This is a genomic window from Streptomyces sp. NPDC093094 (assembly GCF_044754345.1).
Lineage (GTDB): Bacteria > Actinomycetota > Actinomycetes > Streptomycetales > Streptomycetaceae > Streptomyces.
Window position 1 is genome coordinate 489,531 of record NZ_JBIVOX010000006.1, and the last position, 12,229, is coordinate 501,759.

The following is a 12,229-nucleotide window of genomic DNA, read 5'->3' on the forward strand; positions in this document are numbered from 1 at the left end:
GTCCCGTCAGGGCCCCGACCGAGGCGTTCAGGCCCGCTTCAGCCGGAGGGTGACCAGCTGGAACGGCCGCAGGCGTACGGCGATCCGGCCGTCGTCGAGCCGGGGCGCGGGGGTCTGCGGCAGCGGGCGCTCCAGCAGATCGGTCACCTGCACCGCCGCGGCCCGGAAACCGGGTGTCAGCGTGGCACGGCAACGGCCGCCGTGCGCCTCGTGGAAGCGGACGACCACGTCACCGCTGCCGTCGTCGGCGAGCTTGACCGCCGTGACCACGACCGCGTCGTCGTCGACGGTCACCAGCGGGGCGACCTCGCGCGCCCCGGTGAGCCGCCGCTCGGGCAGGTTCGTCCACCAGCCCTCACGGACCGCGTCGGCGATCCCCGCGCCCGGCACCAGGGCGTGCCGGAAGCGGTGGAGACCCTGGTCGGTCTCGGGGTCGGGGAAGCGCGGGGCGCGCAGCAGGGAGACCCGGACCGTGGTGGTCGTGCCGAGGTCGCCGTCGGTGCGCACCGTACGGGTCACGTCGTGGCCGTACGTCGAGTCGTTGACGACCGCCACGCCCCAGCCGGGCTCCTCCAGGTGCACGAACCGGTGGTTGCACGCCTCGAACCGGGCCTGCTCCCAGCTGGTGTTGGTGTGCGTGGGCCGGTGGACATGCCCGAACTGGGTCTCCGACGCGTACCGTTCGGCGTGCACGTCCAGCGGGAAGGCCAGCTTGAGGAACTTCTCCGTCTCGTGCCAGTCGACCTCCGTGTCCAGCACCAGCCGCCGCTCGCCCGGTGCCAGCGTGAGCACCTGGGTGACACGGGAGGCCCCGAAGGAGCGCACGACCCGCACGGAGGCGCCGTCGCCGTCGCCGGTGACCTCGTCGGCGCCGGTGAGGTCGGTGACCGTGTTGCGGTAGAACGCGTCGACGTCCCAGGCGTCCCACATGACGGGGAGGTCGGGGTGGAGCTGGAGCAGGTTCGCCGCCCGGCCCGGCGCGACGGTCTCGCGGTCGGCCTCGACGTCGTACACCGAGACGACCAGCCCGGCGGCGTCGACCTCGACCCGCAGCAGCCCGTTGTCGAGGAGGAAACCGCCTTCGGCGCGGGGTGCGCGGGTCGCGGGCCGGGGCTTCACCGGGGCGCCGGCTCCGCCGGCGGGGACGCCGCTGCGGGGATGGGGTGCGGAGTTGAAGACCAGCTCCCGCTCGCCCTCCCCCGCCAGCGCGCGCTGGGCGGCGCCGATGACGCCGTTCAGCTCCTCGGCCACCTGTGCGTAGGTCCGGCGGGCCTCGCGGTGCACCCAGGCGATGGAGGAGCCGGGCAGGATGTCGTGGAACTGGTGCAGCAGGACCGTCTTCCAGATGCGGTCCAGTTCCGCGTACGGGTAGGGGGATCCGGTGCGGACGGCCGCGGTCGCCGCCCACAGCTCGGCCTCGCGCAGCAGGTGCTCGCTGCGCCGGTTGCCCTGTTTGGTCTGCGCCTGGCTGGTGAGGGTGGCGCGGTGGAGTTCCAGGTAGAGCTCGCCGACCCACACGGGCGGTTCGGGGTAGTCGGCCTCGGCCTTGGCGAAGAAGGCCGCCGGGGTCTCCCACACGACGGTCGCCGAGCCCTCCAGGTCGCGCAGCCGGGCCGCCTTGGCGACCATCTCGCGGGTGGTGCCGCCGCCTCCGTCGCCCCAGCCGGTGGGGGCGAGGGAGTGGCGGGCGACGCCCTTGTCCTTGAAGTTGCGGGCGGCGTGGGCGATCTCGCCGCCCCTCATGGAGCAGTTGTAGGTGTCGACGGGCGGGAAGTGGGTGAAGATCCGGGTGCCGTCGATGCCCTCCCACCGGAAGGTGTGGTGGGGGAACTCGTTCGTCCGCGACCAGGAGATCTTCTGCGTCAGCAGCCGCCTGGAGCCGGCCGCCCTGATGATCTGCGGCAGGCCCGCGGCGAAGCCGAAGGTGTCGGGCAGCCAGACCTCGTCGTTCTCGGTGCCGAACTCGTCGAGGAAGAACCGCTTCCCGTGCACGAACTGCCGGGCCATCGCCTCCGAGCCGGGCATGTTGGTGTCCGACTCCACCCACATGCCGCCGGCCGGCACGAACCGGCCGTCCGCCACCGCCTTCTTCACCCGCGCCCACACCTCGGGCCGGTGCTCCTTCACCCACGCCCACTGCTGGGCCTGCGACATGGCGAAGACGAAGTCCGGTTCGTCCTCCAGCAGGGCCGCCATGCCGGCCGCCGTACGGGCCACCTTGCGGACCGTCTCCCGCAGCGGCCACAGCCACGCCGTGTCGATGTGGGCGTGGCCGACCGCGCTGATGCGGTGCGCGGAGGGCGCGGCCGGGGCGGACAGGGCGGGGCGCAGCAGGGAACGCGCCCGCTGCGCCGTGCCGCCCACGTCCTGGAGGTCGACCGCGTCCAGGGCCGCCTCCACGGCCCGCAGGATCTCCCAGCGGCGCGGCGCGTCCACCGGCAGCTCGGCCATCAGCTCGCCCAGCACCTCCAGGTCGAGCACCAGCTCCCACACCGCCCGGTCGAAGACGGCGAGGTCCATCCGGGTCAGCGTGTACTGCGGCTCGGTGCCGGCCGTCTCCTTGTCGCCGAGCGGGGTCGGCCGGAAGGGGTGGTGGCCGAGGACGACGGGGTTGGAGGCGGCCTCGATGTGCAGGAGCACCTCCTCGCCGCCGGCCGCGGGCGCTGCGACGCGCACCCACTGGTTGCGGGGGTTGAGGCCCTTCACCGGGGTGCCGTCGGGCCGGTAGACCAGTCCCTCGCACTGGAAGCCGGGCATGTTCTCGTCGAAGCCGAGATCCAGGATCGCCTCGACGGTCCGCCCGGCCCATTCCCGCGGCACGGTCCCCGTGACCCGGAACCAGCTGGTGCCCCAGGGGGCGCCCCACCGGGCGCCGGCCCCGATCGGTTCCGGCTCGGCCGCGAGACCCTCGGCGACCGGGACCGGCTCGTCGGGGGCGTGCCACACGGCCACCTCCAGCGGTACGGACTCGGGGTACACGGCGGGGCGGATGCGTTCGTCGAGGACACGCCTCAGCCTGGCCTCGACGAGGGTGCGGTCGTCATGCATGGGGTGCTCCGTGGGTCGTCTCGGTGCTGCCGGGCCCGGGTCACGGTCGCGGGGGCCGCCGAGGTGTACAGCTCCCCCGCCGCGCGCATGCCGAACCGCTCCGTGCGCTCCCGCTGCCGCGCCGCGCGTGAAGGGGCTCCGGCCTCTCGACGAAGGGCCCCGTGGGCGGGCAGAGTTCTCCCTGCGTACTCGCCAGTAGCCCCGTTGCCCCGAGGAGCCGCCGTGACCAGCTGGGTGGGCCGGACCGCCGTCGACATCGCCGCCGCCGTGCGGGAGAAGAAGGTCACCCCCGGGGAGGTGGTGGCCGGGCACCTCGCCCGGATCGAGCGGCTGGACGGCCGGATCGGGGCCTTCCGGGCGGTGCGCGGCGAGGCGGCACGGGCCGAGGCCGACGAGGTGGGGGCGCGCGGCGACCTGGCGGAACTGCCGCTCGCGGGGGTGCCCGTGGCGGTCAAGGACAATCTTGCGGTGCGCGGTGAGCCGATGCGTGTCGGCTCGGCGGCGACCCCGGACACCCCGGCCGCCGAGGACCATGTGGCGGTGGCGCGGCTGAGGGCGGCGGGCGCGGTGGTGGTGGGCCTGACCAACGTCCCGGAGCTGTGTGTCTTCGGCACGACCGAGGGGGTGCACGGCACCGCCCGCAATCCCTGGGACCCCTCGCGCAGCGCGGGCGGCTCCTCCGGGGGCAGCGCGGCCGCGGTCGCCGCCGGGTTCACGCCGATCGCCCTCGGCAACGACGGAATGGGTTCGCTGCGCATACCGGCGTCCCACTGCGGTCTGGTCACCGTCAAGCCGGGACACGGCGTCGTCCCCGCCGGTATCGGCGAGGGGGACTGGTTCGGCATGTCGGAGAACGGGCCGCTGGCCACGACCGTCGAGGACGCCCGGCTGATGCTGTCGGTGCTCGCGGACACGGAGGCGGCCGTCCCCGAGGAGGGACGGCCGCGTTCGGTGGCGGTGTCGCTGCGCAGCCCGCTGGCCGGGACCGTGATCGCGAAGCCCTACCGGGAGGCCGTGCGGGAGGCGGCCCGGCTGCTGGCCGGGGCCGGGCACCGGGTGCGGCGTGCCGATCCGCCGTATCCGGTGTCGCTGGGCGTCACGGCCGTACGGCACTGGACGGCGGGTACGGCGGTGGACGCCGAAGGGCTCGACGCGCGGCTGCTGGCCCGGCGCACCCGGGTGCACGCCGCGGTGGGGCGGCGTTTCGTGGCGGGGGTGCGCGACGGCGGGAGCCGTGAGGCCCTGCGGCGCCGGCTGGAGCCGTTCTTCGCGGAGCACGATGTGCTGCTGATGCCCGCGCTGGCCCGGCACGCCCCCGCGGCCGCGGCCTGGCACGAGCGCGGCTGGCTGCGCAACATCGCGGTGAACAGCCTCTGTTCGCCGACGACGCCGCCGTGGAACCTGACGGGGTGGCCGGCCATGGCGGTACCGTTCGGCACGCTGCCCTCCGGTGCGCCCTGCGCGGTCCAGCTGGTGGGGCGGCCGGGGTCGGAGGCGGAACTGCTGTTCATGGCGGGGCTGCTGGAGAAGCTGCGTCCCTGGACGCGCACGGCGCCGATCGGCTGAGGGAGCCGCGGCGGCCGAGAAGGGCCGGCCGAAGGGGGCCGTGGCGGGACACACCCGTGGGGGCGTGCGTCCCACACGCCCCCACGGAGTCGACGGGCAGCGCCTCAGTCCACGCTGGGCAGGATGTGGGGCTCGGCGAGGTCGTCCTCGTAGCCCGCGAGACGGATGGGAGCCGAACGGGCCCACACGTCCAGGCTGCCGATGTCGCCGGGACGGCGTCCGGCACGGTCCGTGCGTTCCTTGGGGCGCTGGTCGAGGTGAGTCTTCTCCGGTGTCACCGCGCACTCCTTATGTGTCGGGTCACCCTCGGGCAGTCCGGTCAGGTTGCACTCCGGCACCTGGCGGCCACTCGGGTCTGGCTTGAATCCGTCCGGACGCGGTGGCGCCGATTGTTCGGTGCGAGAGCGGACCGTTGTCACCGGCCGTTCCCGGGACGGACCGTGGGTGTGGGTAGGACCCGCTGTGCTGCCCGTCCGAGCCAGGATAACCAGATGAGCGGGTGCCCGCTCGATCGGGCTGAAAACATCGGGTAACTATCCGAAGTCGGGCGCGCTCGGAGCGCGAGCGATTCGTACCTCTTTGGTACACGATCGGTCACTCTGCGGCCACTCGATCGGCCCAGCCGGTCGAACTTGTTTTCGACCCTGGAACGGCGTTCAGATCCCGTTGGTCCGGCCGAAAGCTCGCCATGATCTGCTGGCGTACCGCTACGGCTGTCTCGCGGGAGGACGAAACCCATGGAGCTGCGCGGCGTCGACGAGCTGATGGACCTGCTGGGCGCATGCCGGGGCGTCGGCCGCCCGGACACCCCGGTCGACCTGCACGAGCACTCCCTGCAGACCGCCGCCCTGCTGCGCCGCGGCCGCCCCGCCGACAAGGAGCTCCAGATCGCCGGGCTGGTGCACGACATCGGCCACGTCCTGCGGCCCGGCACCCCCCACGGATCCCCTGAGCTCCACGGATCCCGTGGGACCCAGGGGACCCACGAGCACGCGGACCTGGGCGCGGACGCCGTACGCCCCCTGCTGGGCGAGCGTGTCTCCAGGCTCGTACGGCTGCACACGCATCCGCGTCCGGCCGGTCCCGGTCCGCTCGCCGACGACGCGCTGACCCTGCGTCAGGCGCATGAGACGGCCCGCGTCCCCGGCCTCGACGCGGGCGTCCTGGAGGACTGGCGCACCCTGCTGGAACTGCTCGCGGCCCGCCGCTCCCGGACGGGCGCGGTCGACTGAGCGCGGGGCCCGCCGCTCGTCACACGCCCGCCCCCGGTGTCACCACTTGCCGGGCGCGTAGTCCTTGAGGAAGACGCCGTACACGTCCTCGCCGGCCTCGCCGCGCACGACCGGGTCGTAGACCCGGGCCGCGCCGTCGACCAGGTCGAGGGGCGCGTGGAAACCCTCCTCGGCCAGACGCAGCTTGTCGAAGTGCGGGCGCTCGTCGGTGATCCATCCGGTGTCGACCGAGGTCATCAGGATGCCGTCGGCGTCGAACATCTCCTGCGCGCTGGTCCGCGTCACCATGTTCATCGCGGCCTTGGCGGCGTTGGTGTTCGGGTGCCCCGCGCCCTTGTAGCCGCGGTTGAACACACCCTCCATCGCCGAGACGTTGACGACGTAGGCGCGCTTGCTGGCCGCCCTGCGCGCGGCCTCGGCCATGGCCGGCCGCAGCGCGCTGATCAGGATGAACGGCGAGGTGTAGTTGCACAGCTGGGTCTCCAGCAGCTCCACCGGCGAGATCTGCTCGATGGTCTGCACCCAGGTGTTGGTGTCGACGACGTCGGGCAGCAGACCGCCCGCGTCGATCGCGGTGCCCGCGCGGTGCCGCTCCACGCTGGCGTTGCCCGCGACCAGGGCGAGGTCGGCCACCTTCTGCGCGTCGAGCCCGGAGACCCCCACGGGCAGCGCGGCGAGACCGTCGACCGCGCCCGAGTTGAAGGCTCCGATGACCTGATGGGCGGGCAGCTCACCGGCCGGCAGCGGGGCGCTCTCGCCCTCGACCAGCGCGGCGTACGCGGAGGGCAGCCGGCGTACCGTCTGGGTCGCGTTGTTGATCAGGATGTCGAGCGGGCCCTGCTCGGCGACCTGCTCGGCCAGGGCCACGGCCTGGGCGGGGTCGCGCAGGTCGATGCCGACGACCTCCAGCCGGTGGAGCCAGTCCGCGGAGTCGTCCATCGCCTTGAAGCGGCGGATGGCGTCCTTGGGGAACCGCGTGGTGATCGTGGTGTGGGCGCCGTCGCGCAGCAGCCTGAGCGCGATGTACATGCCGATCTTGGCGCGGCCCCCGGTGAGCAGCGCGCGCTTGCCGGAGAGGTCGGCGCGGGCGTCGCGCTTGGCGCGGTTGACCCGGGCGCAGTCCGGACACAGCTGGTGGTAGAAGTAGTCGACCTCGACGTACCGGGACTTGCAGGTGTAGCAGGAGCGCGGGCGCTGGAGTATCCCCGCGATCCTGCCCTCCTCGGTGTTCGAGGACGGCAGGATGCCCTCGGTCTCGTCGTCGATGCGCTGGGCGGAGCCGGTGGCGGTCGCCTCGGTGACCGCCTTGTCGTGCGCGGTCTTGGCGGCCCGGCGCTCCTGGCGGCGGCGCTGCTTGACCGTGCGGTAGACGTGCGACGTGGCCCGGCGCACCATGATCGCGTCGGGGTGGTCGACGTCCAGCCGGTCGAGCTCCTCCAGCACGCTCAGGCAGACGGCGAGCCGCTCGGGGTCGATGCCGGGCCCGTGCACGACCTCGTCCGTGATCGCCGGACCGTCCTCTGTCACCGTCATCGCCGCTGCCGTTCCCTGTTTCCCTCGTCGCGGTGCTCCGGTCGCGCCCGCTTTCGAACGGGGAATTCTACGGAGCGCCGGGCCGCACCGCCAAAAACCGCGGAGGTCAAGGACCGCAGGCGGTGACGAGCGTCTCCACCTCCCGCTCCAGAGCCTCGGCGAGGCGGTCCAGATCCGGTACGGCCGCGGCGTCGGCGACGAGCCCGTAGTGGACGCGCCCGCGGTACGTCGAGACGGCGACGGCCAGCGCCTGACCGGGGGCGAGCGGGGCGTACGGGTAGACGGCGGCGAGCGGATGGCCGCCGAGCCGCATGCCGACGCCGGGCAGCGGGACGCTGGTGACAAGGATGTCGAACCAGAGCCGGGCCGCCCGGGCGGCGAAGGGCCCGCCGAGCCGGTGGCCGAGCGCGGGAACGTGGTCGGCGAGCAGGGCCACCGCTCCGGCGCCCCGGTCGGGTCCGGCGTCCTTGTTGCGGTCCATCGCCGCGCGGACCGTGCCGAGCCTGCCGAGTGGGTCGGGGTCGCCGACGGGGAGCCGTATCAGATAGCCGGACAGCCGGTTGCCCTGCGGATGCGCGGTGCGCGGGCGGCGCCGGGAGACGGGGATCAGGGCACGCGGGGCGGCGCCGTCGCTGCTGTCGCCGCGTTCGTCGAGCCAGCGGCGCAGGGCGCCGGCGACGACCGCGATCAGGACGTCGTTGACGGTGCCGCCGGCGCTCTTGCGGACGCGGTGCACGTCGTCGAGGTCGAGGACGGCTCCGGCGGTGCGGCGGGTGCCGGTGGATCCGGCGGTCAGCGCGTCCGGCGAGCGCACGCCGAGCGAGGACACCGCCACGGAGGCGCCGATGTCGAGGGCGCGGCCCACGTCGGACAGGGCACCGCGGACCAGCCCGGGCAGCCGGCGCACGTCGGGCAGCGTGCCGCGCCGGGGCTCCTCGGGCCGGCGGGGCCGGGACGCGGGCATGTCCATGGGATCCAGGACGGCCGCGGCGAGCGTGAGGGCCCGCAGTCCGTCGGCGAGGGCGTGGTGGAACTTGAACAGCACGGCGAAGGACGCGCCGTCCTCCCCCGGCAGGACGTGCGCCTCCCAGGGCGGCCGCCCACGGTCCAGCGAGTGCTCCATGAGCTGCCCGGCGCGGGCCTGGAAGTCACCGGCCGGGGCGTGCAGGACGACATGGTCGAGCGGGTCGAAGCGGGGACACTCCTCACGGGTGGCACCGCCGAAGGTGCGGGGGCGCAGCAGCCGGGACGGCTCCCAGGCGTCGCGGATGCGCATCCGCAGACCGGGCACGGCGGCCGCCCGCGCCGCCAGCAGGTCGGCGGCATGGGCGCCCGCGGCGGGCGTGCGCGCCGTGAAGACCCCGAGCGCGCCCAGGTGCATGGGGTGCTCGGGGGACTCGATGTTCCAGAACGCCAGGTCGAGGGGTGCGAGCGGATCTGAAGTCACGGGCCTGCCTCGGGTCGGCGGCGGATGAGCCAGCAGTCAAACCCGGGGCGGCGATCACGGTCAAGGACGATCGGGCTACACACAGTTAAGAGTCGGTTAAGTTCACGGCACGCGCTGCCCCTTGCCCAGCGCGATCACACCGTTCTTCGAGACGGTGTACAGCTCGCCGTCGCGCTCCGGATTCACGCCGATGGTCGCACCCGGCGGGACCTCCACGTTCTTGTCCAGGATCGCGCCCCGGACCACGGCGCCCCGTCCGATGTGCACGTTGTCGTGCAGTATCGAGCCCTGCACCACCGCCCCGGGATCGACGACCACGCCGGGCGACAGCACGGACCGGGTGACCTGTCCGCGGATCAGGCAGCCCGCGCTGATGATCGACTCGCCGGCGATGCCTCCGCCGTTGAACCGGGCGGGCGAGAGCTGGTTGGAGTGGGTGTAGACGGGCCAGCTGCGGTTGTAGAGGTTGAACGCGGGGCGCTCGGCGATCAGGTCCATGTGGGAGTCGTAGTACGCGTCGAGCGTGCCCACGTCACGCCAGTAGCCCTGGTCCCGGCTGGTCTCGCCGGGGACGTGGTTCTCGCTGAAGTCGTACAGCTGCGCCTCGCCCCGGTGGGTGAGCTGGGGCAGGATCGAGCCGCCCATGTCGTGCACGGAGCGCTGGTCCTCGGCGTCCCGCTGGAGCGCCTCGACCAGCACCTTGGTGGTGAAGATGTAGTTGCCCATCGAGGCGAAGACGCAGTCCGGGGCCTCGGGCAGTCCGGGCGGGTCGGCGGGCTTCTCCAGGAACCGCTCCACGGTGCGGCCGTCCGAGCCCGGCGCTATCACGCCGAACGACGACGCCTCGGTGCGCGGCACCCGGATCCCCGCCACCGTCACCCCGGCCCCGGTCTCGATGTGCCGGGCCAGCATCTGCCGCGGGTCCATGCGGTAGACGTGGTCGGCGCCGAACACCGCGACGTACTCGGGCTGTTCGTCGTGGATCAGGTTCAGGGACTGCAGGATGGCGTCCGCGCTGCCCAGGTACCAGCGCGGGCCGAGCCGCTGCTGGGCGGGCACGGGGGTGATGTAGTTGCCGAGCAGGCTCGACATCCGCCAGGTGGTGGTGATGTGCCGGTCCAGCGAGTGCGACTTGTACTGCGTCAGGACACAGATGCGCAGGATGTCGGCGTTGACGAGGTTGGACAGGACGAAGTCCACCAGGCGGTAGGTGCCGCCGAACGTGACCGCCGGTTTGGCACGGTCCGTGGTGAGGGGCATGAGGCGCTTGCCCTCGCCCCCCGCCAGCACGATCCCGAGAACTGAAGGTCCCCCACGACGCATCGCCGCTCCCCTCACGGTGGTTGACCGTTCCCTGCCCCTGGGCGGCGGGGGCTAAGCCTGTTCGAGGATCTTCGTGTAGAGAGCGGCGGTGCGCCGGGCGATCGCGTCCCAGCCGAACTCCTCCACCGCGCGGGCCCGTCCGGCCTCGCCCATGGTCCGGGCACCCGCCGGATCTGCGAGAACGGTGTCCAGCGCGTGCGCCAGACCCGCCTCGAAGCCGTCGTCGACGGGCACCAGCAGCCCGGTTCCGCCGTCCTCGACGACCTCAGGTATTCCACCGACCCGGGACGCCACGACCGGTGTGCCGCACGCCATCGCCTCCAGGTTGACGATCCCCAGCGGTTCGTACACCGACGGGCACACGAACACGGCCGCGTGGGTGAGGAGCTGGATCACCTCGGCGCGCGGGAGCATCCTCGGGATCCAGTGCACACCGTCGCGGACCCGGCTCAGTTCCTCGTGGAGGTCGCGGAACTCACGGTCGATCTCCGGGGTGTCGGGCGCGCCCGCGCACAGCACGACCTGGGCGGCCGGATCGATGTCCCGCACCGCGCGCAGCAGATGGGGCACGCCCTTCTGCCGGGTGATGCGGCCGACGAAGAGGACGTACGGGCGGTCCGGGTCGATCCCGGTCCGCTTCAGCACGTCGGTGCCGGGGTCGGGCCGGTACAGACGGGTGTCGATGCCGTTGTGCACGACGTGCACCCTGGCCGGATCGAGGGCCGGGTAGCAGTCGAGGATGTCCTGGCGCATGGCACCGGAGACGGCGATCACCGCGTCGGCGGCCTCGACCGCGCCGCGCTCGGCCCAGGAGGACAGGGCGTACCCTCCGCCGAGCTGCTCGGCCTTCCAGGGGCGCAACGGCTCCAGCGAGTGGGCCGTCACCACGTGCGGGATGCCGTACTGCATCTTGGCGAGGTGACCCGCGAGGTTGGCGTACCAGGTGTGGGAGTGGACGAGTTCGCGGCCCTCCAGGGCGGCCGCCATCGCCAGGTCCACGGAGAAGGTGCGCAGCGCGTCGTTGGCGCCGTCGAGCGCGGCCCAGGGGCGATGGCGCACGACATTGTCGGCCCCGTCCGCGCGGGACGCCTCGCCCCAGCAGTGGACGTCGAGGTCGACCAGGGATCGCAACTCCCGGGCGAGGAACTCCACATGGACGCCGGCACCGCCGTAGACGTCCGGTGGATACTCCCGCGTCAGCAGCCCCACTCGCACCAGGAACCCCCATTCGTCGCATCCGGCTCCTCATGGTCACCCAGATGCGGCGTGCGGGGAAGAGCGCGGGGGGCTGGGGAAACAGCAGTCGCCGCACACACCGCCGCCCGGGATCCGGTAGTAGAGGCAGCAGCTGCGCCGCCGGAAGGACGTGCCCGTGAGGGTGCCGGTGCCGGACAGCAGGGGGTGGGTGAGCAGCTCGGCGGCCAGGGCGCGGGTCCGTTCGCCGGTGCCGGGGACGCCGTTCGCCCGCGCCCAGCGGTCCGTCTCACGGGCTGCGCCCACGAGCGCCGACGCCGCGTTGCCGCGCAGCAGTCCCGGGGCGAGCCGGTGACCGGAGCGCAGGGCCGCGGCCAGGGGCTCCAGGTGTCCGAGCAGGACGGCGTCGGCGAGGCCGTCCGCGTCGGCCGGGGCCCCGGGCCGCACCTCGCGCAGCCACAGGTCCTCGGGGGCGCCGCCGTCGGGGTCCCAGTGCAGCAGACCCGGGTCCAGGTCGGGGAGCCGGCCGTAGCGGGCGGCGCAGCCCAGCGCGATCGACCACAGCCGCGCGGCGAGCCCCAGATGGGCCACCGACGCGGCGACGCGCGGCTCGGGGGCGCGCAGGGCGGCGGCGACCTTGCGGACGCGGAAAGTCAGTGGATTCCCGTAAACATCCGATGTGAGGATTCCGTAGGCGTGCGCGAGCGTCGGCAGCGGGCGTGCGGGCTCTCCGGCCGTGCCCGGGAGGGGGCGCACGGCGAAGAAGGGGCCGAGGGGCCGCAGTGCGGCGAGATCGGGGTCGAGTTCCACGAACAGCAGTAGTACCAAGCCCCCTAAGGGGTGGGACCTCAGGGTGTCGCGCCGCCGTCACCCGACTTGGGGAGGA

At 73.3% G+C, this 12,229-nt stretch carries 9 protein-coding genes; 2 read left to right on the plus strand and 7 right to left on the minus strand.

All coding sequences use genetic code 11. The features are described 5' to 3' along the window. Positions 1–27: 27 nt before the first annotated feature. A complete protein-coding gene (locus tag ACIQGV_RS15825) occupies positions 28–3,048 on the minus strand; it encodes an alpha-mannosidase (RefSeq protein ID WP_402494894.1) in 3,021 nt (1,006 codons plus the stop codon). Between the two features lie 222 nt (positions 3,049–3,270). Between ACIQGV_RS15825 and ACIQGV_RS15830 the strand changes: the two genes are divergently transcribed. Next, a complete protein-coding gene (locus ACIQGV_RS15830) occupies positions 3,271–4,614 on the plus strand; it encodes an amidase (protein ID WP_402494896.1) in 1,344 nt (447 codons plus the stop codon). A 104-nt stretch (positions 4,615–4,718) separates the two neighbouring features. Here the strand turns inward: ACIQGV_RS15830 and ACIQGV_RS15835 are convergent, their stop codons facing one another. Beyond that, positions 4,719–4,892 (minus strand): hypothetical protein, encoded by a 174-nt coding sequence (locus ACIQGV_RS15835; RefSeq protein ID WP_402494898.1) that lies wholly within the window; start codon positions 4,890–4,892, stop codon positions 4,719–4,721. A 459-nt stretch (positions 4,893–5,351) separates the two neighbouring features. Between ACIQGV_RS15835 and ACIQGV_RS15840 the strand changes: the two genes are divergently transcribed. After that, positions 5,352–5,846 (plus strand): HD domain-containing protein, encoded by a 495-nt coding sequence (locus ACIQGV_RS15840; RefSeq protein WP_402494900.1) that lies wholly within the window; start codon positions 5,352–5,354, stop codon positions 5,844–5,846. A 39-nt stretch (positions 5,847–5,885) separates the two neighbouring features. Here ACIQGV_RS15840 and ACIQGV_RS15845 read toward each other — a convergent pair whose 3' ends face one another. The 5 genes from ACIQGV_RS15845 to ACIQGV_RS15865 form a co-directional block, all read right to left on the minus strand. Continuing rightward, positions 5,886–7,379 (minus strand): SDR family NAD(P)-dependent oxidoreductase, encoded by a 1,494-nt coding sequence (locus ACIQGV_RS15845; protein ID WP_402494901.1) that lies wholly within the window; start codon positions 7,377–7,379, stop codon positions 5,886–5,888. Positions 7,380–7,485: 106 nt separating this feature from the next. Then, a complete protein-coding gene (locus ACIQGV_RS15850) occupies positions 7,486–8,826 on the minus strand; it encodes a wax ester/triacylglycerol synthase family O-acyltransferase (protein ID WP_402494903.1) in 1,341 nt (446 codons plus the stop codon). 102 nt (positions 8,827–8,928) lie between these two features. Further along, a complete protein-coding gene (glgC, locus tag ACIQGV_RS15855; RefSeq protein WP_402494905.1) occupies positions 8,929–10,149 on the minus strand; it encodes a glucose-1-phosphate adenylyltransferase in 1,221 nt (406 codons plus the stop codon). Positions 10,150–10,200: 51 nt separating this feature from the next. After that, positions 10,201–11,364 (minus strand): glycogen synthase, encoded by a 1,164-nt coding sequence (glgA, locus tag ACIQGV_RS15860; RefSeq protein WP_402494907.1) that lies wholly within the window; start codon positions 11,362–11,364, stop codon positions 10,201–10,203. A 36-nt stretch (positions 11,365–11,400) separates the two neighbouring features. Beyond that, positions 11,401–12,171 (minus strand): (2Fe-2S)-binding protein, encoded by a 771-nt coding sequence (locus ACIQGV_RS15865; RefSeq protein WP_402494909.1) that lies wholly within the window; start codon positions 12,169–12,171, stop codon positions 11,401–11,403. Positions 12,172–12,229 lie beyond the last annotated feature (58 nt).

Bases quoted from the DNA above. Each gene is read 5' to 3' on its own strand.
- ACIQGV_RS15845 (WP_402494901.1), bottom strand. From the start codon at position 7,379: ATGACGGTGACAGAGGACGGTCCGGCGATCACGGACGAGGTCGTGCAC.
- ACIQGV_RS15825 (WP_402494894.1), bottom strand. From the start codon at position 3,048: ATGCATGACGACCGCACCCTCGTCGAGGCCAGGCTGAGGCGTGTCCTC.
- ACIQGV_RS15840 (WP_402494900.1), top strand. From the start codon at position 5,352: ATGGAGCTGCGCGGCGTCGACGAGCTGATGGACCTGCTGGGCGCATGC.
- glgC (WP_402494905.1), bottom strand. From the start codon at position 10,149: ATGCGTCGTGGGGGACCTTCAGTTCTCGGGATCGTGCTGGCGGGGGGC.